The organism is Microbacterium sp. PI-1 (genome assembly GCF_004337555.1).
Lineage (GTDB): Bacteria > Actinomycetota > Actinomycetes > Actinomycetales > Microbacteriaceae > Microbacterium > Microbacterium aurugineum.
Window position 1 is genome coordinate 31,839 of the sequence record NZ_SJYZ01000002.1, and the last position, 22,753, is coordinate 54,591.

Genomic DNA, 22,753 nt, shown 5'->3' on the forward strand with positions numbered 1-22,753 from the left:
ATGCAGAACACCGGCACAGACACACGCCCGCGCTATCGCGAACGACTCGCTCCCAGCCTGTGGCTGCTGGTCACCGTCGCGGTGGCGGGGCCGATGGTGTCGCTCGTCTTCGTCCCGATCGGATCGACGGTCGCGCTCGTCGTCGGAGCGGCCGTCTCCGCGCTCCTGGTGCTGACGTTCGTCGCCGCGACACCGGTCGTGTCCGTCGAGGGCGCCATCCTGCGCGCCGGCCGCGCACATATCGATGTCGGGCACCTCGGCGATCCCGTGGCGCTGACCGGAGCGGATGCGCGTCACGCACGCGGGCCCGGACTCCCGGCGCGCGGTTGGCATCTCATCCGCGGTGGGATCGACGGCATCGTCGTCGTGCCGAATCTCGATGTCGACGACCCGGTCGACGCCTGGACCATCTCCACGCGGACTCCGGACCGCCTGGCCGCAGCGATCCGCGCGGCGCAGACCGGCGCCTGACCGGAGACGACAGCGCGCCCCGGACCACGATGGTCGGGGGCGCGTGAGACGTCGCTCGAAGGGCTGCTACGCAGCGCACTCCTTGCAGATGGGCCCGGATGCGCCCTCGTGGTCGAGCTGCGAGCGGTGCTTCACGAGGAAGCAGCTCATGCATGTGAACTCGTCCTGCTGCGCGGGCAGCACGACGACGTCGAGCTCGAGGTCGGAAAGGTCGGCACCCGGAAGGTCGAAGCTCGACGGGTTGTCGGAGTCTTCGTCCCCGCTTGAGCCGGAGAGCTTGTCCGGCACACGCTCCTTCAGGGCTTCGATCGACTCGGAGTCGTCTTCGCTCTTTCGGGGGGCGTCGTAATCGGTTGCCATGCGGTAGATCTCCACTTTCATGGTGCGAGTGGGTGGTGCGCCGTCGGGTATTCGGCGGCCATAGTTTGCACGACCCGAGGTCATAACGCAAATGCTCGTCCGTGCGACAGAGGAAACTCACGGCACGCCCACGCTATTCCCGGTCGCGAGCCCCCTCGCGTGACACCATGAACGGACACCCATCAGAGGGGCATTCGCATGGAAAACGTCACCATCGTCGGCACAGAAGCAGGAGTCCTCGTACTCGCGACCGAGTCGGGCGAGCGGTTCGCGCTGCCCATCGACGACATGCTGCAGCGCGAGATCCGTCGCGCCACCCGACAGGCCGAGCCGACCGCTCAGAAACTTGCGGCGAGCCCTCGTGACATCCAGGCCCAGATCCGCGCCGGGCTGACAGCTCCCGAAGTCGCCGAGCTGCTCGGGATCAGCGTGGAGGACGTCGCCCGGTTCGAAGGTCCGGTCCTCGCCGAGCGAGAGCACATCATCGGCCAGGCTCTCGCTGTGCCGGTGTTGATCGGCAGCGAGGTCGAGCCCGACGCGCAACCCACCTTCGGCGTCGCCGTCCGCGCCAAGCTGGCCGAGATCGAGGCGACTGCAGAGCGCTGGGCCAGTTGGAAAGAGGACTCCGGCTGGACCATCAAGCTCGAGTTCACGGCCAACGATGTCGAACACGACGCGCGCTGGAGCTTCGATCCTCGCCGCAGTGCACTGTCACCCCTGAACGCCGACGCGACCCAGCTCTCACGGCAGGGATCCCTGCCGGAAGGACTCATCCCGCGACTGCGTGCGGTCGACGCCGAACGTACGACATCGCCCTACAAGGATGAGAGCCGCTTCGATTCGGGGGCGTTCGGTCCGCGTCTCCTGCCGACTCCGGAGGCGGAGTTCGAAGATCCCTCCCTCCCGGAGCGCTCCGATCTCGCGGCGCAGGACGCTGCGATCAAGCGTGCGCCCTCGACACCGAGCACGAACCCCGAGACGGCCGACCTGCTCGAAGCACTGCGACGCCGTCGCGGACAGCGCGAGACAGCTCCTCTGCTCGACGACGCGGAAGACGCAGAGCGCTCCGACCCGATCTCCCTCTTCGACGCGCTGGATCAGCCGGAAGAGGAGCCGGAGGCCTCGCAGCCCGCATCGTCGCAGCCCACACCCACGGATTCCGGCGAGTCCGGTGGGCGTCGTCGCCGTCGAAACGCGATGCCCTCGTGGGATGAGATCGTCTTCGGCGCTCGCACGGACGAATGACGCCACATCGCGTCGCCGCGCCGACGACGATCAGCGGGCGAAAGCCCCGAGTCTGATCAGCGGAACCTGACGCTCCTCGGGCGTGAGAGCGCCGTGTTGACCGATCATCGCCCGCCCGCGTTGGTCCGCGGCCGTACCGTCGTACACGGCCCAGGTTCCGCGCGCGATCACCAGCACGTCACCGATCCGTGACGCTGCGGCATCGGTGACCGTCGGGCCGAAGAGGCGCGCATCCACCGCGTCGCCGCGGGTGAGGACATCGGCCGACCCCTGGAGGTCGGAACGCCAGCGCGTCATCACCTCAGCGACATCGACCTCAGGCTCGAGGTAGGCGTGCAGCATCCGGGGTTCGCCCCCCAGATGACGGATCCCCGTGAGATGCGCCTCCTCCAGGACGATCTGACGTCTCTGCGGCACGTCGACCATCCCGTGGTCGGACGTGACGAGAACGCCGACCCCTGGAGGCACCCGTGCGGAGAGCGCCGCATCGACGTCCTCGAGCGCCGCGACCCACTCGCGCGAAGCGATCCCATGCTTGTGGCCGGCTTTGTCGACCTCGGGGAGGTAGCAGTAGACGAGCGCCCCCGGATGGGTCTGAGCGAGTGCGTAGGCGGCTTCGATCCGGGATGCCGCGGTGTCCGCCGCGACGAACTCCGCGCCACGAAGAGTCGCCTTCGTGAAACCGCTGTGCGCATAGGCGGCCAGACCGACGGCGAAGCTCTCGTGACCGCGGCGTCCGGCGCGCTCGAAGATCGTGGGCACTGCCTGCCAGACGAGCGGATCGATCCCGTCGCTCTCCCAGCCGCTGAGCTGGTTGACGAGCACGTCGCGACTCGGGTCGAGCACGCGGTACCCCACGAGGCCATGCGCGCCCGGCCACACTCCGGTGACGATGCTGGTGAGGGCCGCGGCCGTCGTCGAGGGGAACACCGACTGGGCGACGTCCTTCTTCGCCATGCCCGCCGTCAGCGCCCGCGCGTGTCCGGCGTGTCCCCGAAGGCTGATCGCGCCGAGCCCATCGATGACGACGAGGACGACCGATTCCGCAGGGGGCAGCACCTCGGACTCGCCGCGCAGGGCGGCGAACAGGTCCGCCGCCACCCCGACGACGCTCCGGGCGCTCGAAGAGTCGGACGGTAGCATGAAGGACATCCGAGCCAGTCTGACACAGGCTCCCGTACGCCCTCAGGAAGTCCATGCCGAAAACCCCGCCGCCCGAGCCCGTCGAGGAGCGCATCCAGGACATCGACCTCTCCACGGAGATGCAGGGTTCGTTCCTCGAATACGCGTATTCGGTGATCTACTCGCGCGCCCTGCCCGACGCCCGCGATGGCCTCAAGCCCGTCCAGCGCCGCATCCTCTACCAGATGGCCGAGATGGGCCTGCGCCCGGATCGCGGCCATGTGAAGAGCGCTCGCGTCGTCGGTGAGGTGATGGGGAAGCTCCACCCCCACGGCGACTCCGCGATCTACGACGCGCTCGTGCGCCTCGCCCAGGAGTGGGCGTTGCGCGTCCCGCTCGTCGACGGCCACGGCAACTTCGGCTCCCTGGATGACGGTCCGGCCGCCGCGCGGTACACCGAAGCCCGACTGGCCGCCGCCGCACTCGCCCTCACCGAGAACCTCGATGAGGATGTCGTCGACTTCATCCCGAACTACGACGGACAGTTCCAGCAGCCGGCCGTACTGCCGGCCGCGTTCCCGAACCTCCTCGTCAACGGTGCCAGCGGCATCGCGGTCGGCATGGCCACGAACATGGCCCCGCACAACCTCATCGAGGTCGTGGCGGCGGCGACCCACCTGCTGGAGAATCCGGACGCCACGACCGAAGAGCTCATGGAGTTCGTACCCGGGCCGGACTTCCCCTCCGGGGGCATCCTGATGGGTCTGGACGGCGTCAAGGACGCGTACACGAACGGACGTGGCGCCCTCAAGGTCCGGGGCAAGACGTCCATCGAACCTCTGGGCCCGCGGCGCACCGGCATCATCGTCTCGGAACTGCCGTACATGGTCGGGCCCGAGCGTCTGATCGAGAAGATCCGCGATGCCGTACAGGCGAAGAAGCTGCAGGGCATCAGTGATGTCACCGACCTCACCGACCGCAACCATGGACTGCGCGTCGCGATCGGCGTGAAGACGGGCTTCGACCCGAACGCCGTCCTCGAGCAGCTGTACCGCCTGACGCCGCTCGAAGACTCCTTCAGCATCAACAACGTCGCGCTCGTCGAGGGCCAGCCGCGCACGCTCGGTCTCAAGGAGATGCTGAGCGTCTACGTCGGGCATCGCCTGGAGGTGATCACCCGGCGCAGCCGCTACCGTCTCGCGCGCCGTGAGGAGCGCCTGCACCTCGTCGAGGGATTGCTCATCGCGATCCTCGACATCGACGAGGTCATCCAGGTCATCCGCTCCTCCGACGACTCCGAGCAGGCCCGCACCCGGCTGCGTTCGGTGTTCGATCTGAGTGAGCTCCAGGCCGAGTACATCCTCGAGCTGCGGCTGCGTCGCCTGACGAAGTTCTCGCGGATCGAGCTCGAGAGCGAGCGTGACGCGTTGCTGGCCGAGATCGCCTCGCTCCGTGAACTCCTCGGGAGCCCCGTGTTGCTCCGCGCGGCGGTCGCGAGAGAGCTGGATGCCGCTGCCGACGCCTACGGCACACCTCGCCGGACGCTCCTGATGAACGCGGCTCCCCCGAAGCCCCGGGCGACCAAGGGCGCGGTCGACCTGCAGATCGCCGATGCCCCCACGGTGCTCGTCCTCTCGACCACCGGCAGAGCCGTGCGCGTCGATCTCGGAGAGGGCCAGGAGCTCACGGTTCCGGCGCGTCGGAGCAAGCACGATGCGATCCTCGCGACGGTCGAGACCACGGTACGCGCCGAGATCGGAGCGCTGACGAGTCTCGGCCGAGTCGTACGGTTCTCCCCCGTCGACCTTCCCTCCGTCCCCTCCTCCTCGGTGCAGTTGGCGGCCGGTACGCCGTTGCGCGACTACCTGGGCATCACGACCAAGAACGAGCGTGTCCTCGGCTTCGTGCGCTTCGACAGCGACATCCCGATCGCTCTCGGCACCGCCCAGGGCACGGTGAAGCGCGTCGTTCCGTCCTCGCTCCCCGCGCGCCCCGATCTCGAGGTCATCGGCCTGAAGGCCGGTGACACGGTCATCGGCGCGGCGGAGGCAGCGGATGACTCCGAGATGGTGTTCGTGACGACCGACGCGCGGCTGCTCCATTTCCCGTCGTCATCGGTACGTCCCCAAGGTGCCCCCGCCGGAGGCATGGCCGGGGTCAAGCTCGGCCCCGGGACCTCCGTCCTCTTCTTCGGCGTGGTCGATCCGACAAGCGATGCCGTGGTCGCCACGGTGTCCGGCGGCGAGAGCATCCTGCCGGGAACGGATCCGGGTCGCGCGAAGGTGTCGTCGTTCGCTGAGTACCCCGCCAAGGGGCGCGCGACGGGTGGCGTGCGCGCGCACGCCTTCTTGAAGGGCGAGGATCGACTCACGGTCGCGTGGGTGGGCCCCGGTCCGGCGCAGGCCGTGGACCCGACCGGTGCGGTGCGCAAGCTCCCCGAGGCCGGTGCCCGTCGCGACGCCTCCGGCCAGCCCATCGACGGCGTGATCGGGACCATCGGCCGCACGATCGTGTGACGTCGTGTCCGGGAGGCCTCCGTCACCGGCGGCCTCCCGGACGCCCCGCGATCAGTTCAGGTCAGGCGTCGATCGACTCGCGCGACAGCCGGTCGGAGGACTCGATGATGAACTCGCGCCGCGGGGCGACCTCGTTGCCCATCAGCAGCTCGAACATACGGCCTGCCGCCTCCGCATCCTCCATGCGCACCCGACGCAGCAGACGCCCGGAGCGGTCCATGGTCGTGTTGGCCAGCTGCTCGGCATCCATCTCTCCGAGTCCCTTGTAGCGCTGGATCGGCTCGTGCCAGCGCTTGCCGGCCTTGCGGAGCTTGGTGAGCAGGGCCTGCATCTCCTGCTCGCTGTAGGTGTAGATCGTCTCGTTGGGCTTCGAGCCCGGGTTCATCACGATCACCCGATGCAGCGGGGGGACGGCAGCGAAGACACGGCCGTCCTCGATCAGCGGCCGCATGTAGCGGAAGAACAGGGTGAGCAACAGTGTGCGGATGTGGGCGCCGTCCACGTCGGCGTCGCTCATCAGGATGATCTTCCCGTAGCGTGCCGCGCTGAGATCGAACGTCCGGCCCGAGCCGGCGCCGATCACCTGGATGATCGATGCGCACTCCGCGTTGGAGAGCATGTCCCCCACGGAAGCCTTCTGCACGTTGAGGATCTTGCCGCGGATCGGGAGGAGCGCTTGGAACTCGCTGTTGCGTGCGTTCTTGGCCGTGCCGAGAGCCGAGTCACCCTCGACGATGAACAGCTCGCTGCGATCGACCTCGTTGGTGCGGCAGTCGACCAGCTTCGTCGGGAGCGTCGAGGACTCGAGCGCATTCTTGCGTCGCTGCGTCTCCTTGTGGGCGCGCGCCGAGACACGGGCCTTCATCTCCGAGACGATCTTGTCCAGGAGCTGTGATGCCTGGTTCTTGTCGTCGCGCTTGGTCGACGTGAAGCGCTGGGCGAGATCCTTGCGGATCACCTGCGCGACGATCTGTCGAACGGCCGGCGTCCCGAGGACCTCTTTGGTCTGACCCTCGAACTGCGGCTCCGGAACGTTGACCGTGAGCACCGCGGTGAGTCCGGCCAGCACATCGTCCTTCTCGAGCTTGTCGTTGCCGACCTTGAGGCGGCGGGCGTTCTGCTCGACCTGGGTCCGGAGGACCTTGAGGAGTTCCTGTTCGAAGCCCTGCTGGTGGGTTCCGCCCTTGGGCGTCGCGATGATGTTGACGAACGAGCGGACCCGGGTGTCGTAGCCGGTTCCCCAGCGCAGCGCGATGTCGACCGCGCAGACACGCTCGACCTCGGTGGCGATCATGTGACCGTCCGCTTGAAGCACCGGGACGGTCTCCTTGAACGTGCCTTCTCCCTGGATGCGCCAGGTGTCGGTCACCGGAGGGTCGATCGCCAGGTAGTCGACGAACTCGGAGATACCGCCCTCATAGAGGTACGAGGTCTCCACGGGCTCGGGGGCCGCGACAGGCCCGGCGCCCTCCTCCTCGGTGACGTTCGAGAGCTCGGGGACGGCGACGGCGCGCTCATCCTTCACCACGATCTCGAGACCGGGAACGAGGAAGGCGGTCTGCCGCGCACGGGTCTCGAGCTCAGCGAGTTGGAACGCCGCGTCCTTCGTGAAGATCTGACGATCCGCCCAGTAACGGACACGCGTGCCGGTGACACCTCGTGGCGCCTTGCCGACTACCCGCAGCTCGCTCTTCTCCTCGAAGGGAGTGAACGGCGCGTCAGGACGCTTCTCGCCGGAGTCCGTGAAGATGCCCGGTTCGCCGCGGTGGAAGGACATCGCATAGGTCTTGCCCCCGCGGTCGACCTCGACGTCGAGCCGCTCGGAGAGCGCATTCACCACCGAGGCACCGACGCCATGCAGACCACCGGACGCAGCGTACGAGCCACCTCCGAACTTCCCACCCGCGTGCAGCTTCGTGTAGACGACCTCGACACCGCTCAGACCGGTCCGGGGTTCGACGTCGACGGGGATTCCGCGCCCGCGGTCGTGCACCTCCACACTGCCGTCGCTGTGCAGGATGATGTCGATCTTCGAGCCGTTGCCCGCCACCGCTTCGTCGACGGAGTTGTCGATGATCTCCCAGAGGCAGTGCATGAGACCCGGGGAGCCGTTCGACCCGATGTACATACCCGGGCGTTTGCGGACAGCCTCGAGCCCCTCAAGCACCTGGAGATGGTGGGCAGAATACTCGGCATTCACAATCTCCGAGTCTATTCTCGCCACCTCCGCTCGGGCTGCCGACACTCCCCACGCGGAGCGAGTCCGAGGCGCACGCGTACGCGCTGAGCGAAACACGCCGCAAACCGGGCATGCACACAGGTACAGCGTGGTTGTATTGACCAAATCACGAAGCGAAGCCGACACCCGAGGAGGCACCGAGATGAACGCAACGACCGAACGTGACACCTCCACCGTCGAGTTCCGCCTGACCGCCATGGATCGTTGTGATTCCTGCGGTGCGCAGGCGTACATCGCCGCCGAGGTGAACGGCTCCGAGCTCCTGTTCTGCGCTCACCACGGCCGCAAGTACGAAGAGAAGCTCCGCAGCGTCGCCACCAGCTGGCACGACGAGACCGCGCGTCTCATCGAAGCCGTCTGATCGCCCTCGACGGGCCAGCGGTCAGTCGATCACGACCCTGCGCACTCGCGCGGTGAGCCGGGTGAGGATCTCTTCGCCGACCGTGTCGATCCGCTCGGCGAGCGTGGTCGCGGAAGACTCCCCGGATTCGCCCGCGCCGAACAGCGTCACTTCGTCGCCGACCCGGGCTCCCGGCCAGCGGTCGACGATCGACGTCGTCTGACCCACGGCGGTGAGCACTCGGGCTCCACCGGGAGTCCCCACGCTCGCTCCGCCCAAGGTCGACGGGAGACCGTCGAAGCTGCCGATCGCGATCACGGCATCATCACCGTCGACCTCGACGACCGTCGCGACGAGGCTTGCTGCAGGTCGCACACCCTCGAGGTCCGGGCCGTCCGCGGATCGGATGCCGTAGCAGAACGCTCCGATGCGCGAGACCGAGCCACGCAGCTCCGGTCGCCACCAGGATGCCGCCGACGCGGTCAGGTGCAATGCGCGCGGAACCGGACCCGACTCCCCCACCACTCGCACGGCGTCCAGGAACACTGCCTGCGCCTCGTCGTCCTCCGCATCGCTCGCCTCAGCGATGTGGCTCCAGACCCCCTCCAATTCGAGGAGTCCTGCGGCCTCCGCGGCCCTGGCCTCGGAGACGACGTCGGCCCAGTCCTCTGGGAGTATGCCGTTGCGGTGCAGGCCCGTGTCGATCTTGAGGTGCACGCGCGCCCGTGCGCCCAGCGCCTCCGCGCGGGCGATGATCCGTCGCAGATACTCGGCGGTGCCGACTCCGAGATCGATGCGGTGCAGCAGAGCGTCATCGACCTCCGCGTCCGTCGAGGTAGCCCAGGCGAAGATGCGCGCGTCTCCTCCGACGACGCGCCGAACCTCTGAGCCGCCCGCGATGTCGTAGCTCCCGAACCAGTCGACGCCCGCCTTCGACGCGGCCTCGACCGCCCACGCGAGCCCGTGGCCGTAGGCATCGTCCTTGAGCACGAGCATGAGGGTCGACGGTGCGATCCGCGCCTGAACGGCTTCGACGTTCGCGCGGAAGACGTCACTGCGGATCCGCAGCTGCGGGCGGGTCATGCCTCCCACCCCCGCACAGCGTGCGCGCCCGCGACCGTGACGAGTTCCGCCGCCGTCAGCCCGGTGATCGCGCTCCATCGGGCGACTCCGGCCCTGGCCGCGCCCCACCCACCGAAATAGGTGACCTCCGATCCGGGCGCGATGTCGCTCTCCGGGCCTTCCAGGTCCACGACGCAGACATCCATCGCGACCCGTCCGATGATGGGTCGCGCCGTCCCGGCGACGTCGACGTGTGCGTGATTCCCGAGAGCACGGACGATCCCTTGCGCATAACCGCCCGTCACCAACGCCACGGTGGTCTCCGCGGGCGCACGGTAGGTGTATCCGTACGACACCGCATCCCCGGCGCGCAAACGTTTGGTGGACATCACTCGGCCGCTGAGGCGCATCACCGGCTGCGTCGAGAGGACTCCGTGCTCGTCCGGCAGCCCGTAGAGCAGAGTCGGGTCGATATCCGCCTCATCCGAGGTCACCCCGACGATTCCCTCCAACCGCAGCGCCTCGATCTCACCGACGGAATCGACCAGCACCCGTTCGGCGCCGGCTGCGGTCACCGCCTGCGCGACGGCGAGGATTCCGTGGCCCCAGGCATCGCGTCGCAGATCCGCGATACGTCCTCCTGCGCGCACTGCCGCCGACGCGCCTGCCGCCAGCGCCGAGCGGGAGATCATCGCGAAAGGCAGGGCGCTGGAAGTCGTCTCACACACGTCCTCCACCCTAGCTTCCGCCTCCCAGGTGGACCTCCGAGTCCCCCGTAGACTGGTGGGGACCCCGACCCTGGAGCCATATGTCTCGTCTTTCCCTCGCGCCCCGCATCCGCTACCTGCTGGGACGTGCTCGCCGCATCGACGTCGGATCGGTGGTGGAACGGGCCAAGGAGGCATCGGAACAGCACCACAAGGCCGTCCCTGCCATCGTCGTCGACATGCTCTGGTCCGCGGCCCGGCACAACGTCGGGTTCCAGGACTACATCGACTACGACTTCGCCATGCTCACCAAGGCGGAGCGCGAGACCTACATGACCCACCCCGTGTCGAACCAGCTCTCGCAGCGATTCGACCACCCTGACTACCGCTGGATCTTCCAGGACAAGGTCGAGTTCGACAAGCAGTTCTCCCCCTTCCTGAAACGCGAGTGGATGACGGTCGAGGAAGGCAACGCCGCTGCGGTGCGCGAGCTGACCGAGCGCCTCGGCACGATCGTCACGAAGGAGCCGGTCGGGCAGGCGGGAACCGGTGTGCATCGCTATCACGCCGCGGACATCGACGACTGGGACGAGTTCCATCGCGGACTGCTGGACCGCGGCGAGCTCCTCATCGAAGAGGTGATCCGGCAGCACGACGCCCTGGCCGCCGTCTGCCCCGGCACCGTGAACACGACGCGCATCACCGCCTTCTTCGACGGTGAGAAAGCGCACATCCTCGCGATCGCGCAGAAGTTCGGCCGTGGCGCTGTCAGCGACCAGATGACCTTCGGCGGCTTCTACACGATGCTCGACCAGAACGGGCACGCGATCGGCGCCGGGTACGACTCCCACGGACATGTGCACGAGACGCATCCGGATTCCGGCTTCCGCATCGCCGACTTCCAGCTGCCGTACATGGAGGAGGTTCGCGCCTTCATCGACGACGTCGCGCGCGTCGTGCCGCAGGTGCAGTACGTGGGCTGGGACATCGTGGTCTCCCCCGACGGCCCCGTTCTCGTCGAGGGCAACTGGGGAGCCGGAGTGTACGAGAACAAGCCCAGCGTGACCGGCATCCGCACCGGCCACAAGCCGCGCTACCGCGAGGTCATCGGCTTCTGAGGAAACGGAGAAGGCCCCGGATGCTCTGCGCATCCGGGGCCTTCTCCGTAGATCTGAGCGGATCAGACCGCGCGGACGATCCCGAGCGGCGTGGACTCCAGTCCCTGACCGAGCGGGTTGTCACCGAGGATCTTCACGAGCCGGTGCTCACCGTTCTTGTCGAGCGTCGAGCCGAGGATGTTGCCACCCAGGTCATTGATGTCGACGACGGCGACCTCTGCCTGGCCACCGATCAACGCCTTCAGCCGAGCGGCGACGCCATCCGGGTCCTTGGGTCCGAGCACGACCGCCTCGTTGTAGGGCGGGATCGTGTGCTTGGTGGGACCGTCGATGGCACGCGCCTTGTCACCCGCGATGCGGTAGAAGTCACCACGGCGACCGAACGCTTTGGTGACGGCGGCCACGGCGGACGCGAACAGGATTCGGGGCGTGCCGCATTCGCGGAGCGCCATCTCCATCGTCTCGGGCATGCCGAGTCCGATCCCGTACGGCGTGCGCGTGACGTACTTCGAGAGGAACAGCGCGAGCTTGCGCGGCTTGATCTCGTCGAGACGGTACGACCGCCCCTGGGTGATCGCCACGATCTTCTCGGTCACGAACAGCAGGTCGCCCGGCTGCACCGCATCCTTCGCATACTCCGTGATGATCGCGTCGAGGTCGTCCTCAGGCATGACCACGCGGGTGCGCAGCGGGATGCGCGCGTAGCTCGTGCCGTCGACGCTCGTCTCGAGTGCCTTGCCGTCGTTCGCCTGGCTCATTCGAGGTAGTCCCGCAGCGACTGCGAGCGGCTCGGGTGCCGGAGCTTCGCCATGGTCTTCGACTCGATCTGACGGATGCGCTCGCGCGTCACCCCGAACGTGTCGCCGATCTGGTCGAGGGTCTTCGGCTGACCGTCGCCCAGGCCGAAGCGCATGCGGATCACACCGGCTTCGCGCTCGGACAGCGAGTCCAGGAGCTGCTCGAGCTGGCGCTGCAGCATGGTGAAGCCCACGGCATCCGCCGGCACGACGGCCTCGGTGTCTTCGATGAGATCACCGAACTCGCTGTCGCCGTCCTCACCGAGCGGCGTGTGCAGCGAGATCGGCTCGCGGCCGTACTTCTGGACCTCGACGACCTTCTCCGGCGTCATGTCGAGCTCACGGCTGAGCTCTTCCGGGGTGGGCTCGCGTCCCAGGTCCTGGAGCATCTGACGCTGCACGCGGGCGAGCTTGTTGATGACCTCGACCATGTGCACCGGGATACGGATCGTGCGGGCCTGGTCGGCCATCGCGCGCGTGATCGCCTGACGGATCCACCAGGTGGCGTACGTCGAGAACTTGAAGCCCTTGGTGTAGTCGAACTTCTCGACCGCGCGGATGAGACCGAGGTTGCCCTCCTGGATCAGGTCCAGGAACTGCATGCCGCGGCCCGTGTAGCGCTTCGCGAGCGAGACGACGAGTCGGAGGTTCGCTCCGAGCAGGTGACTCTTCGCGCGCTGACCGTCGCGGGCGACCCACTGCAGGTCGAGACCGAGCTGACTCGTCTTCTCGGCCGGCGTCATCGCTGACAGCTTCTCCTCGGCGAAGAGACCGGCTTCGATGCGCATCGCGAGCTCGACCTCTTCGGCGGCGTTCAGCAGAGCGACCTTACCGATCTGCTTCAGGTAGTCCTTGACCGGGTCAGCCGTGGCGCCGGTGATCTGCGTCGAGTAGACCGGCACGTCTTCGTCGTCGTTGGACGAGATGACGATCGCGCCGGTCGGCAGCGGCTCGGTGAACTTCGGCTTGGAATCCTCGTCCTCTTCGTCGGCGTCCTCCGCCGCGACGACAGGGGCCTCGTCTTCTTCGACGACGTCGTCGGACTTCTTCTTCTTGACCGGGGCGCGCTTGGCAGCAGCGCGCTTGGCAGCGCTCAAGGGCGCGGGCTTCTCAGACGCTTCGGCCTCGACCTGGGCGTCGACGGCGGTCTCAGCGGCAGCCTTCTTCGTCCGGGTGTTCTTCGTCGTGGCAGGAGTCACGTTTCGCCTTTCACGGGGCGAATCTCTCACCCCGGGACATTTCGGACACTAGTAAGACCCTTGTCAAGTCCAGCGCTCGAAAACGCCGATTGACAACGGGTCAGAGTCCTAGTATCGCACACGTGTGGCGATGCAGGCGCATTCCGACCAAGTTCTCCCCGAACGGACTCAGGCGCGGCCGGGCTTGTCCTCGTCGCCGGAGGGACGGGAGGCGAGGTAGCGCTCCAGTTCCGCAGCCAGTTCGTCGGCGCTGGGAAGATCACGCTCGCTGAACCCGCCCTCGTCGTACGAGTCGTCGTCGGGGTTCCGACCCGCCATGTACGCGTCGTATCGGCGCTCGAGGTTGTGGACCATCTGCTGGAGCTCATCGTTCCCGGCGACCTGTTCGTCGACACGGGCCACGTAGTCTTCGCGACGCTCCTGCACCTCGTCCAGCATCAGCACGAGCCCCGTCGAGGCCATCAGACGCTCGGCGGCGGCGATCACCGCATCCGGGTTCTCCGTCTCGGCGAGGTAGTGCGGGACCAGCAGCACGAAACCGACGGCGCGGTCGCCGCGCTCGACGAAACGGAACTCGAGCAGGTGCCCTGCCGTCGCCGGCACCTGGGTGCGCGGACGCCAGACGGAGTGCGCGACGGTGAGCTCCCGACGATTGCCGCTGACCGTCGTGCCGATGGGACGCGTGTGCGGAACCGGCATGGCGATCGAATGGACCCAGTGGAACCCGGAGACCTCGAACTCGGCAGCCAGCGCGAGGACGGTGTCCGCGAAGCGGTTCCAGGCGAAGTCAGGCTCGTAGCCGGCGAGGAGCAGGAAAGGACGACCGAGCGCGTCCGTCGCGAGCGACAGTTCGAGCCGCGATGGCTTGAACTCGGTGAGATGGTCCTGATCGAACGAGATCACCGGCCGCCGCGCGCGGTAGTCGAGAAGGGCATCGTTGTCGAAGACCACGACGGGCTCAGGAGAGGCTGTCTCACGCAGGTGCTCGATGAGCCCGGAGACTGCACTCCCCGCGTCGGTGAAGCCGGTGAGAAGCAGCACCAGTGGCAGGCCGTGCGGCACGGTCGGCGCATTCGCGACGCGTTCGTGGATCTCTCCGGAGAAGGGCATGTGTCCATGCTACGAGCAGGTCCCGGTGCCGGGCCCCGAGCCGTCTCGCTGAGAGCGAACACACCCACCCGGCGCGCGACTCCCCGCACCGGCGGAGATCCTAGGATGGAGGCATGACGCTTCCCGTGCTCTCGCACACCACCGCTCAGTTCCCCGGAAGCGCTGCAGATGCCGCAGTGCTCGTCGTCGCCGCTCTCCCCGAGTCGGCGGAATCACTGGCCGGTTATCCCGGCCTCGCGGATGCCTTGGCCGGTGTCGGATTCACCGGCTCCGCAGGATCCTTCACCCGCGTGTATGCCCCCGAGGTGACCTCCCTGCCGTTCGCCGTCGTCGGCGCCGGCAGCACGCCGGATGCCGCGGCGGTGCGCAATGCGGCCGGAACGGCGCTGCGTACGCTCACCGGCTTCGAGCACGTCGCGGTCGCCCTCGCCGACGGGCTCGAGGGCTTCGCCCCGGCAGCCGCAGAGGGTGCTGTGCTCGGTGGACACAAGTTCGACGGCTACCGCACCGAGAAGGGCAAGACGCGCGCCGGCGAGATCACTCTGCACGCCGCGCTCGACGATGAAGACGTCGCGCACGCCCAGGTCATCGGCGAGGCGGTCGCGCTCATCAAGGACCTCGTGAACGTGCCCGCCGAGTGGCAGAGCCCCGCGCAGCTCGCGCAGAGCGCGGCTGACAGCGTCGCCGACCTCGATGTCACGGTCGAGATCTTCGACGAGAAGGCCCTCGCCGAGCAGGGCTTCGGCGGCATCCTGGGCGTGGGACAGGGCTCCGACCGACCGCCGCGCCTCGTTCGCCTCGACTACTCCCCCGCTGACGCTGTGCGACACATCGCGCTCGTCGGCAAGGGCATCACGTTCGACACCGGGGGCTTGTCCCTGAAGCCCGCGGCCTCGATGGTCGGCATGAAGTTCGACATGGCGGGCGCCGCGACGTCCCTCGCCGCGATCCGGGCGATCGCCGCACTCGGCCTCCCCGTCCACGTGACCGCGTGGCTCTGCATCACCGACAACATGCCCTCGGGTCGTGCGTTGCGCCCGGGCGACGTCATCCGCATCCTCGACGGCACCACGGTGGAGGTCCAGAACACCGACGCCGAGGGACGGCTCGTCCTCGCAGACGGCCTCGTGGCCGCGAGCCGCGAGAATCCGGACGTCATCATCGATGTGGCGACCCTCACGGGCGCCATCGTCGCCGCACTCGGCCACCGGCACACCGGAGTCTTCGGCGACGTCGAGACGGTCTCGTCCTTCATCTCGGCAACCGCCCAGGTCGACGAGCCCGCCTGGCACATGCCGCTGCCGGACTACATGGAGGAGTCGCTCGAGTCCCCCATCGCCGACCTGCAGAACGCGAACATGAGCGACCGGATGGGCGGCGCCTCCTATGCAGGACTGTTCCTGCGGCGCTTCGTCGGGCGCACCTCGGACGCTGAGGACGCTCCCCGCATCCCCTGGGTGCACCTCGACATCGCGGGATCCGGCGAACACGCCGGCGCCCCGTACGGTTTCACCGAGAAGGGCCCCACCGGAGCGATGGTCCGATCGATCGTCGCCTTCGCCGAAGCATCCCACAAGGAGGCATGACCTATGACAACCCACACCTTCGACATCGTCGTCCTGGGCGGCGGAAGCGGCGGATACGCCGCGGCGCTGCGCGCGAGTGAACTCGGCAAGTCCGTCGCGCTGATCGAGAAGGACAAGGTCGGTGGGACCTGCCTGCACCGCGGGTGCATCCCCACCAAGGCCCTGCTGCACGCGGCAGAGGTCGCCGAGCACGTGCGCGATGCCGCTTCCGTCGGCGTGACCGCCACGCTGGAAGGCGTCGACCCGGCAGGAGTCCGTACATACCGCGAGGGGATCGTCGCCAAGAAGTTCAAGGGCCTCGAGGGACTCGTCAAGGCTCGCGGCATCACCACGGTCGCCGGACTCGGTCGTCTGAACCCGGACCGCAGCGTGAGCGTCGGCGACGACGTCTACGTCGGCGCGGATGTCGTGCTCGCGACCGGATCGTACAGCCGATCGCTCCCCGGCCTCGAGATCGGCGGACGTGTCCTCACGAGCGAGCAGGCCCTCGCCCTCGACGTCATCCCGGAGCGGGTCCTCATCCTCGGTGGTGGCGTGATCGGAGTCGAGTTCGCCAGCGTGTGGCGTTCGTTCGGCTCGGAGGTCACGATCATCGAGGCGCTCCCCCATCTCGTCCCGAACGAGGACATCGCCCTCAGCAAGGGACTGGAGAGGGCGTTCCGCCGACGTGGCATCCAGTACTCCCTCGGCACCCGCTTCCAGAGCGCGGTTCAAGACGATTCCTCCGTCACCGTCACGCTTGAAGACGGCAAGGAGTTCACCGCCGACTACCTGCTCGTCGCCGTCGGGCGTGGTCCGGTGACCGCCGATCTCGGCTTCGAGGAGGCGGGCGTCACGCTCGATCGTGGCTTCGTGATCGTCGACGAAGACCTGCGCACCGGCGTTCCGGGGCTCTGGGCCGTCGGCGACATCGTCCCCGGCCTCCAGCTCGCGCATCGCGGATTCCAGCAGGGCATCGCCGTCGCCGAACGGATCGCGGGTCTCTCGCCGGTGAACATCCCCGATGCGCAGATCCCCAAGGTCACTTACTCGAGTCCTGAGGTCGCCTCGGTCGGCGTGACCGAAGAGGCCGCCGCAGCCGAACACGGCGCGGACGCGATCGTCGCCTACGAATACAACCTCGCGGGGAACGGCAAGAGCGAGATCATCGGAACCGGTGGTCTCGTGAAGGTCGTCCGCCTCAAGGACGGCCCCGTCATCGGTGTCCACCTGCTCGGCGACCGCGTCGGCGAGCTCATCACCGAGGGGCAGCTCGCCGTCGCCTGGGAAGCGCACCCGGAGGACATCGCGCCTCTCATCCACGCGCACCCGACCCAGAGCGAGGCACTCGGCGAGGCGTTCCTCGCCCTCGCCGGCAAGCCCCTGCACGCCCTCTGAGCACCAACCGGTGCCCGAGTCACTAAGCTAGACAAGCGTCATACAACTTCCTGAAGGAGACTCAGTCATGAGCACATCCGTCGTCCTCCCCGCTCTCGGCGAGAGCGTCACAGAGGGTACGGTCACCCGCTGGCTCAAGCAGGTGGGAGACACCGTGCAGGCGGACGAGGGCCTGCTCGAGATCTCGACCGACAAGGTCGACACCGAGATCCCCTCCCCTGTCACCGGTGTGATCGAGGAGATCCTCGTGGCCGAGGATGAGACCGTCGAGGTCGGTGCCCTCCTGGCCCGCATCGGCGACGGCAGCAGTGCCGCTCCGACCCAGGACGCCCCGGCCGCTGCCGCCCCGGCTGCCGAAGAGGCTCCTGCCGAAGCCGCACCCGAGGCATCCGCGCCGGCTGAGCAGGCGGCACCCGCACCTGCGGCGGAGACGCCCGCCCCGGCCGCTGAGTCCGCGCCGTCGGCGTCCGCAGGCGATGCGACCGACATCGTGCTTCCGGAACTGGGCGAGAGCGTCACCGAGGGCACCGTCACCCGCTGGCTGAAGCAGGTGGGGGAGGAGGTCGCCGTCGACGAGGCTCTTCTGGAGATCTCCACCGACAAGGTCGACACCGAGATCCCCTCGCCGGTCGCCGGCGTGCTCCAGGAGATCGTTGCCGGAGAAGACGAGACCGTCGCCGTCGGCGCCGTGCTCGCCCGAGTCGGTTCGGGTGCTGCTCCGGCATCCGCCTCCGAGCCGGAAGCGCCCGCTGCGGAGGCACCCGCCGCTGAGGCACCCGCCGCTACCCCGGCCCCGGCAACCGAAGCGCCGGCTGCTGCTCCTGCACCGGCTGCGGCTCCGGCACCGGCTGCGGCTCCGGCTGCTCCCGCACCGGCCGCTGCTCCGGCACCCGCCGCCGCTCCCGCTGCACCGAAGCTCACGCTGCCGACCGAGAGCGACAACCTCTACGTGACGCCCCTCGTGCGCCGTCTGGCCTCGCAGCAGGGAGTCGATCTCGCCTCCGTCCAGGGAACCGGCGTGGGGGGTCGTATCCGCAAGGAAGACGTCCTCAAGGCCGCTGAGACCGCGTCCGCTGCGCCCGCCGCAGCCAGCGCTCCCGCCCCGGCGCCGCTCGAGGTCTCCCCGCTGCGCGGCACCACCCAGCCGATGTCGCGTCTGCGGAAGGTCCTCGCCAAGCGTGCGGTCGAGTCGATGCAGCAGACCGCTCAGCTGACGACGGTCGTCGAGGTCGATGTCACGGCTCTCGCCGAGTACCGCGACAGCGTCAAGGCGTCCTTCCTCGAGAAGACGGGCGACAAGCTCTCCTTCCTGCCGTTCTTCGCGCTGGCGACCGCCGAGGCCCTCCAGGCCTTCCCGATCATCAACGCCACGGTCGACGGCGAGAACATCGTGTACCCCGAAAGCGAGAACGTGTCGATCGCGGTCGACACCGAGCGCGGACTGCTCACCCCCGTGCTGCGCGACGCCGCCTCGAAGAACATCGCGCAGATCGCTCATGAGATCGCCGATCTCGCCGCCCGGACCCGCGACAACAAGCTGAAGCCCGACGAGCTCGCCGGTGGAACGTTCACGCTGACCAACACGGGTTCCCGTGGTGCCCTGTTCGACACTCCGGTGGTCTTCCTCCCGCAGTCGGCGATCCTGGGCACCGGAACGGTCGTGAAGCGCCCCGGTCTCGTGAAGGTCGGCGGTGCAGATGCCATCGCTGTCCGGTCGTACGTGTATCTCGCACTCTCCTACGACCACCGGATCATCGACGGTGCCGACGCTGCCCGCTTCCTGGGCGCCGTCAAGGCACGCCTCGAGTCGGCTCAGTTCGCCGCTCAGCTCGGCGCCTGACCCGAGAGTTCACCCTGGCTGGTCCGCGACGTCATACACGTCGCGGACCAGCCATTTCTCTTGCGTGCGGAGAAGCACCATGATGAGACGCCCTGACGTGTTCGCCGCATCCGCCTCTGCGTCCACGGCGACGCGAACGACGGCGATGTCCCCGTACTCATCCACCAACTCGAATGTCGGTGTTCCGTCCGTCGCCGCGTCGAGGGCATCCAGGACCCTGGTCGCCCCCTCCGCCACGGCGTCCTCGCAGGACACGTCGCCCTGAACCCGACAGTCCGCGATGACACGGAGCAACGACGCTGCCGCCGCGGCAGGGTCGTCTTCTGCGGGAGTGACCTCGTCCGGCTCCGGCGACACCTCGTCGGGGTCCGGCGACCCGGCGCGTCGACGGGGATCCTGCGTCGCCTCGGAGTCCGCCCCGGCCTCGGTCGACGCTGCAGTGGAAGGTTCCGGGGAAGTCGCACCGCCCTCCACATCCGCTGCCTCCACATCCGCAGCCTCTCCGGACACGCCCCCGCTGGGCCACAGCAGCCCGACGGCCAGCACCGCCGCGGCAGCCGCACCTGCGATGAGCAGAGCCCGCCGCCGCCGCGACACATCGGCGCTCCCGGCGCCCGCACTCTCCGTCGCTCGCCTGGGCCCGTTCCGGCGGGCGAACGCCGTCCGTTCCCGCACCGCTACGCCGAGCACACGCGCGAGGGCGCCCGCCGCCCGTACCCGGTCCGCGATGTCCCTGTCGCCCCGCGAGCGGCGGAACTCTCTCCTCCCGCGACGACGACCACGCAGGCCCTCTGCGGATCGAGAAGGCTCCCCGCGTCGCGGTGACACGCGAAGGTCGTGCGACGTGACGGCGCGCGCGACCTCCCGCGCGCGCTCCGGAGCATGCAGCGCGCGATCGAGGGGTTGCGGAGCAGCGACTCCCAGCAACTCCTGCTCCCACTGTGCGAGCAGCTTGACCGGGAGGCGCGGCTGCGCAGCCGCCTTCTCCAGCCCTCGCCCGACGCTGTCGAGCACCCGCTTCACCACCTTGTCGGGGCTGTGCTCCTGCAGCCGCTCGAGGATGACGCCGATGCCCTCCCGCACATCCCCTCCCTGACCGACGACGAAGACGGGGCGTCCGCCGTCGGTCACCCACCATTCTCCGCTGCGGGCCTCCCCGGGGTCCTCCCCGACCTCGTGGAGACCGCGCAACAGGCTTATGACGAGAGTGCTGCACTCCCCGGGTGTCAGCACCGTGCCCGCAGCCGTGCGACGGACCAGGAACCCCAGCACCCGGTCCGTGCACCACGGCAGCAGTACGTCATGCCCTCCCCTCCGACGCACCACATCGAGAGGCGCAGCGACATGCTCCGCCCCGGCATAGCGCCACCCCACCCAGCCGCTGAGTGCCGCTGCATCGACACGCACTGCCACCCCCTCCCCAGAGGTGACGAGCGCACCGGCGAACGGCCCCTCCGCGCCATCGAGTGTCCGAACCACCCGGTGCGCCCCGGGAAGGAGCACCTCGCCCCGTCGGGCACCCGCTTCGATCTCCGCCATTGCTCCATCAGAGCGCACCGAGCGCGCTCGACGGGGTGTTCGGAGGCATTGTGAATAGACGCCGAGGGTTTCCGCGCATGTGCAGAAGAGGTGCGTGCGCCTCCGCTTCGCGCGAACGCCGACATCAGGAGGGCCGAGGACTCGGTAGGCTGGTCCTCATGGCAAAGCGTGCTTCTGAACCCGAAAAGCGTCCTGGGTTCTTCTCCCAGATCAAGTCCCTCTTCCGGTTCACCCGCGAGGCCTACTCGTGGCTTCCCTGGGCACAGCTCGCGATCCTCATCGGCGGCGTCCTCCTCGGCCTCGTCGCCGGCTATCTGATCCCGCCCTTCCAGGTCTGGACCCTCATTCTCTGGGGCATCACCGGCCTGATGCTGGGTATCCTCGGCGCACTGTTCCTCATGACGCGCCTGTCGACGTCGGCCATGTACGCGAAGATCGACGGCATGCCCGGCGCCACCGGCCACGTGCTCAGCACCAGTCTCGGCCGCAAGTGGCAGGCCTCGGAGACACCGGTCGGCATCAACCCGAAGACGCAGGAAGCCGTCTACCGCACGATCGGCCGTGGTGGCATCGTCGTCGTGGGCGAGGGCGCGCGTGGCCGACTCACCCGCCTGGTCAACGAGGAGCGCAGCAAGGCCCAGCGCGTCGCACACGGCGTCCCGATCACGGTGATCTATGTCGGACACGGGGAAGACGAGGTCGCGATCGCCGACCTCGCGAAGACGATCAAGAAGATCCCCAAGGCGATCGACAAGGCCACCATGGCTGCCGTCATCCGCCGCGTGGAGTCCGTGTCGCAGTCGTTGTCGTCGCTGCCGATTCCCAAGGGGATCGACCCCACGAAGGTGCGCTCCCAGCGCCCGCGGTGAGCTGACACCCGCACGAAGAACGCGGCCGTCCTCTTTCGAGGGCGGCCGCGTTCTCGCTCACTCCGAGAGCGGCTGACGTGGCAGGCGGCGTACCTTCGCGCGACGACGGCGTCGCTCGGGGACCATCGAACGCATCTCGTCGAGCTTGCCGAAGCAGAACAGCCTGTCGTCCGCTTCCAGCACGACGTGCTTGCGGGGATTGGGAATCACGCTGACGCCGCGGTGGAGCGTGAGGACCGTGATGTCGCGCTCCCAGAGCCCTGCCTCGCCGAGAGTCTTCCCGACCAGGTCGACGGCGCCGTGCACCATGAGCTCGGCGACGCCGTAGCCCGTCGAGACGGTCAGACGCTGGCGGACATCGATCTCGGGGAAAGCGACCTGCCCGGCGATGTAGTCGATGATCGCACCGGCGACGTCGAGCTTCGTCGCGGACTCGATCCCCTGAAGCCCGGGCGAGGAGTTGACCTCCATGACCAGCGGGCCGTCGTCGCCCTCGAGCATGTCGACACCCGCGACCCGCAGACCCATGATCTGGGCGGATCGCACGGCCGCACGCTCGTACACGGGGTCCAGTTCGATCGCTTCGACCGATCCGCCGCGGTGCACGTTCGAGCGGAACTCGTCGCCGGCCGCGGAACGACGCATCGCCGCGACCACTCGATCACCGACCACCAGCGCCCGGATGTCGCGGCCACGGCTCTCGGAGATGAACTTCTGGATCAGGACGTTCTGCTTGGTGGAGTGGAGCGTCTCGATGATCGCCTCGGCCACCTTGACCTGCGGAGCGAGGATAACGCCGATTCCCTGCGTTCCCTCCAAGAGCTTGATCACGACGGGAGCACCACCGACCCGCTCGATCGCCGGTCGCACGTCGGCGCGGTTGCGCACGAACGCGGTCGGCGGCATCGCGATGTTGTGCCGTGACAGGATCTGGTTCGCCCGCAGTTTGTCGCGGGCACTCGAGATCCCGTTGGCGGTGTTCGGTGTGTAGACGTCCATCTGCTCGAACTGCCGCACCACGGCGGTGCCGAAATACGTGATCGAGTTGCCGATGCGCGGCAGGATGGCGTCGTAGTCGCTCAGCTGGCGACCGCGGTAGTGGAGATCGGGTTCATCGGCAGTCAGATCGATCGCGAAACGCAGGGTGTTCAACACCTTCACGTTGTGTCCGCGCTGAAGCGCCGCGGCGCGCAGTCGCTGGGTGGAGTACGCCTGCGGCGCACGGGAGAGCACTGCGATCTTCACGGGGGATTTTT

The 22,753-nt window shown here is 68.1% G+C and carries 19 protein-coding genes; 9 read left to right on the plus strand and 10 right to left on the minus strand.

What is annotated here, in order from left to right; genetic code table 11:
* On the plus strand, window positions 1–471 hold the full coding sequence (locus E0W80_RS02075; protein WP_131491129.1) for a DUF3093 domain-containing protein: 471 nt from the start codon (window positions 1–3) through the stop codon (window positions 469–471).
* A gap of 66 nt (window positions 472–537) precedes the next feature.
* On the opposite strand, the gene E0W80_RS02080 is transcribed toward E0W80_RS02075, so the two are convergent.
* Window positions 538–831, minus strand: coding sequence for a DUF4193 domain-containing protein (locus E0W80_RS02080; protein ID WP_029259298.1), 294 nt, complete (start codon window positions 829–831; stop codon window positions 538–540).
* A 198-nt stretch (window positions 832–1,029) separates the two neighbouring features.
* Here E0W80_RS02080 and sepH point away from each other — a divergent pair, with 198 nt between their 5' ends.
* Window positions 1,030–2,076 (plus strand): septation protein SepH, encoded by a 1,047-nt coding sequence (gene sepH, locus E0W80_RS02085; protein WP_047519417.1) that lies wholly within the window; start codon window positions 1,030–1,032, stop codon window positions 2,074–2,076.
* A 30-nt stretch (window positions 2,077–2,106) separates the two neighbouring features.
* Here the strand turns inward: sepH and E0W80_RS02090 are convergent, their stop codons facing one another.
* The gene (locus E0W80_RS02090; protein WP_240740432.1) at window positions 2,107–3,228 is read right to left on the minus strand and encodes a nucleotide pyrophosphatase/phosphodiesterase family protein; all 1,122 of its coding nucleotides are present in this window, start codon (window positions 3,226–3,228) and stop codon (window positions 2,107–2,109) included.
* Window positions 3,229–3,272: 44 nt separating this feature from the next.
* Between E0W80_RS02090 and E0W80_RS02095 the strand changes: the two genes are divergently transcribed.
* A complete protein-coding gene (locus E0W80_RS02095; protein WP_131491130.1) occupies window positions 3,273–5,714 on the plus strand; it encodes a DNA topoisomerase IV subunit A in 2,442 nt (813 codons plus the stop codon).
* A gap of 61 nt (window positions 5,715–5,775) precedes the next feature.
* Here E0W80_RS02095 and E0W80_RS02100 read toward each other — a convergent pair whose 3' ends face one another.
* Window positions 5,776–7,917 carry a DNA topoisomerase IV subunit B gene (locus E0W80_RS02100; RefSeq protein ID WP_131491350.1) on the minus strand — a complete coding sequence of 714 codons (2,142 nt, stop codon included), beginning with the start codon at window positions 7,915–7,917 and terminating at the stop codon, window positions 5,776–5,778.
* A gap of 178 nt (window positions 7,918–8,095) precedes the next feature.
* Between E0W80_RS02100 and E0W80_RS02105 the strand changes: the two genes are divergently transcribed.
* Window positions 8,096–8,314: a hypothetical protein gene (locus E0W80_RS02105; protein WP_047519411.1), complete on the plus strand. Its 219-nt coding sequence runs from the start codon at window positions 8,096–8,098 to the stop codon at window positions 8,312–8,314.
* A 21-nt stretch (window positions 8,315–8,335) separates the two neighbouring features.
* Here the strand turns inward: E0W80_RS02105 and E0W80_RS02110 are convergent, their stop codons facing one another.
* A complete protein-coding gene (locus tag E0W80_RS02110; protein ID WP_131491131.1) occupies window positions 8,336–9,376 on the minus strand; it encodes an alanine racemase in 1,041 nt (346 codons plus the stop codon).
* A complete protein-coding gene (locus tag E0W80_RS02115) occupies window positions 9,373–10,083 on the minus strand; it encodes an alanine racemase C-terminal domain-containing protein (protein ID WP_240740433.1) in 711 nt (236 codons plus the stop codon). The genes E0W80_RS02110 and E0W80_RS02115 overlap by 4 nt, the downstream gene beginning before the upstream one ends.
* 80 nt (window positions 10,084–10,163) lie before the next feature.
* Between E0W80_RS02115 and E0W80_RS02120 the strand changes: the two genes are divergently transcribed.
* Entirely contained in the window at window positions 10,164–11,180 is a 1,017-nt protein-coding gene (locus E0W80_RS02120; RefSeq protein WP_131491132.1) for a sugar-transfer associated ATP-grasp domain-containing protein, read from the plus strand.
* A 62-nt stretch (window positions 11,181–11,242) separates the two neighbouring features.
* Here E0W80_RS02120 and E0W80_RS02125 read toward each other — a convergent pair whose 3' ends face one another.
* The 3 genes from E0W80_RS02125 to E0W80_RS02135 form a co-directional block, all read right to left on the minus strand.
* Window positions 11,243–11,938, minus strand: a complete 696-nt coding sequence (locus E0W80_RS02125; RefSeq protein ID WP_047519404.1) for a coenzyme F420-0:L-glutamate ligase — start codon at window positions 11,936–11,938, stop codon at window positions 11,243–11,245.
* Window positions 11,935–13,176: an RNA polymerase sigma factor gene (locus E0W80_RS02130; protein ID WP_047519402.1), complete on the minus strand. Its 1,242-nt coding sequence runs from the start codon at window positions 13,174–13,176 to the stop codon at window positions 11,935–11,937. Before E0W80_RS02130 ends, E0W80_RS02125 begins: the two co-directional genes overlap by 4 nt.
* A gap of 168 nt (window positions 13,177–13,344) precedes the next feature.
* The gene (locus E0W80_RS02135; protein WP_131491133.1) at window positions 13,345–14,286 is read right to left on the minus strand and encodes a PAC2 family protein; all 942 of its coding nucleotides are present in this window, start codon (window positions 14,284–14,286) and stop codon (window positions 13,345–13,347) included.
* 113 nt (window positions 14,287–14,399) lie between these two features.
* Between E0W80_RS02135 and E0W80_RS02140 the strand changes: the two genes are divergently transcribed.
* The 3 genes from E0W80_RS02140 (at window position 14,400) to sucB (ending at window position 19,089) form a co-directional block, all read left to right on the plus strand.
* Window positions 14,400–15,872: a leucyl aminopeptidase gene (locus tag E0W80_RS02140; protein WP_131491134.1), complete on the plus strand. Its 1,473-nt coding sequence runs from the start codon at window positions 14,400–14,402 to the stop codon at window positions 15,870–15,872.
* A gap of 3 nt (window positions 15,873–15,875) precedes the next feature.
* Complete coding sequence (lpdA, locus tag E0W80_RS02145; protein WP_131491135.1) at window positions 15,876–17,249, plus strand: dihydrolipoyl dehydrogenase; 1,374 nt, start codon at window positions 15,876–15,878, stop codon at window positions 17,247–17,249.
* A 67-nt stretch (window positions 17,250–17,316) separates the two neighbouring features.
* Complete coding sequence (gene sucB / locus E0W80_RS02150; protein ID WP_131491136.1) at window positions 17,317–19,089, plus strand: 2-oxoglutarate dehydrogenase, E2 component, dihydrolipoamide succinyltransferase; 1,773 nt, start codon at window positions 17,317–17,319, stop codon at window positions 19,087–19,089.
* A gap of 9 nt (window positions 19,090–19,098) precedes the next feature.
* On the opposite strand, the gene E0W80_RS02155 is transcribed toward sucB, so the two are convergent.
* The gene (locus E0W80_RS02155; protein WP_131491137.1) at window positions 19,099–20,628 is read right to left on the minus strand and encodes a hypothetical protein; all 1,530 of its coding nucleotides are present in this window, start codon (window positions 20,626–20,628) and stop codon (window positions 19,099–19,101) included.
* 158 nt (window positions 20,629–20,786) lie between these two features.
* Between E0W80_RS02155 and E0W80_RS02160 the strand changes: the two genes are divergently transcribed.
* Complete coding sequence (locus E0W80_RS02160; protein ID WP_047520099.1) at window positions 20,787–21,497, plus strand: DUF4191 domain-containing protein; 711 nt, start codon at window positions 20,787–20,789, stop codon at window positions 21,495–21,497.
* A gap of 57 nt (window positions 21,498–21,554) precedes the next feature.
* Here the strand turns inward: E0W80_RS02160 and E0W80_RS02165 are convergent, their stop codons facing one another.
* Window positions 21,555–22,742 carry a RimK family alpha-L-glutamate ligase gene (locus E0W80_RS02165; RefSeq protein WP_047520097.1) on the minus strand — a complete coding sequence of 396 codons (1,188 nt, stop codon included), beginning with the start codon at window positions 22,740–22,742 and terminating at the stop codon, window positions 21,555–21,557.
* Window positions 22,743–22,753: the final 11 nt, after the last annotated feature.

Bases quoted from the DNA above. Each gene is read 5' to 3' on its own strand.
- E0W80_RS02155 (WP_131491137.1), bottom strand. From the start codon at position 20,628: ATGGCGGAGATCGAAGCGGGTGCCCGACGGGGCGAGGTGCTCCTTCCC.
- E0W80_RS02140 (WP_131491134.1), top strand. From the start codon at position 14,400: ATGACGCTTCCCGTGCTCTCGCACACCACCGCTCAGTTCCCCGGAAGC.
- E0W80_RS02105 (WP_047519411.1), top strand. From the start codon at position 8,096: ATGAACGCAACGACCGAACGTGACACCTCCACCGTCGAGTTCCGCCTG.
- E0W80_RS02080 (WP_029259298.1), bottom strand. From the start codon at position 831: ATGGCAACCGATTACGACGCCCCCCGAAAGAGCGAAGACGACTCCGAG.
- sepH (WP_047519417.1), top strand. From the start codon at position 1,030: ATGGAAAACGTCACCATCGTCGGCACAGAAGCAGGAGTCCTCGTACTC.
- E0W80_RS02160 (WP_047520099.1), top strand. From the start codon at position 20,787: ATGGCAAAGCGTGCTTCTGAACCCGAAAAGCGTCCTGGGTTCTTCTCC.
- E0W80_RS02090 (WP_240740432.1), bottom strand. From the start codon at position 3,228: ATGTCCTTCATGCTACCGTCCGACTCTTCGAGCGCCCGGAGCGTCGTC.
- E0W80_RS02120 (WP_131491132.1), top strand. From the start codon at position 10,164: ATGTCTCGTCTTTCCCTCGCGCCCCGCATCCGCTACCTGCTGGGACGT.
- lpdA (WP_131491135.1), top strand. From the start codon at position 15,876: ATGACAACCCACACCTTCGACATCGTCGTCCTGGGCGGCGGAAGCGGC.
- E0W80_RS02125 (WP_047519404.1), bottom strand. From the start codon at position 11,938: ATGAGCCAGGCGAACGACGGCAAGGCACTCGAGACGAGCGTCGACGGC.
- E0W80_RS02095 (WP_131491130.1), top strand. From the start codon at position 3,273: ATGCCGAAAACCCCGCCGCCCGAGCCCGTCGAGGAGCGCATCCAGGAC.
- E0W80_RS02075 (WP_131491129.1), top strand. From the start codon at position 1: ATGCAGAACACCGGCACAGACACACGCCCGCGCTATCGCGAACGACTC.
- E0W80_RS02110 (WP_131491131.1), bottom strand. From the start codon at position 9,376: ATGACCCGCCCGCAGCTGCGGATCCGCAGTGACGTCTTCCGCGCGAAC.
- sucB (WP_131491136.1), top strand. From the start codon at position 17,317: ATGAGCACATCCGTCGTCCTCCCCGCTCTCGGCGAGAGCGTCACAGAG.
- E0W80_RS02135 (WP_131491133.1), bottom strand. From the start codon at position 14,286: ATGCCCTTCTCCGGAGAGATCCACGAACGCGTCGCGAATGCGCCGACC.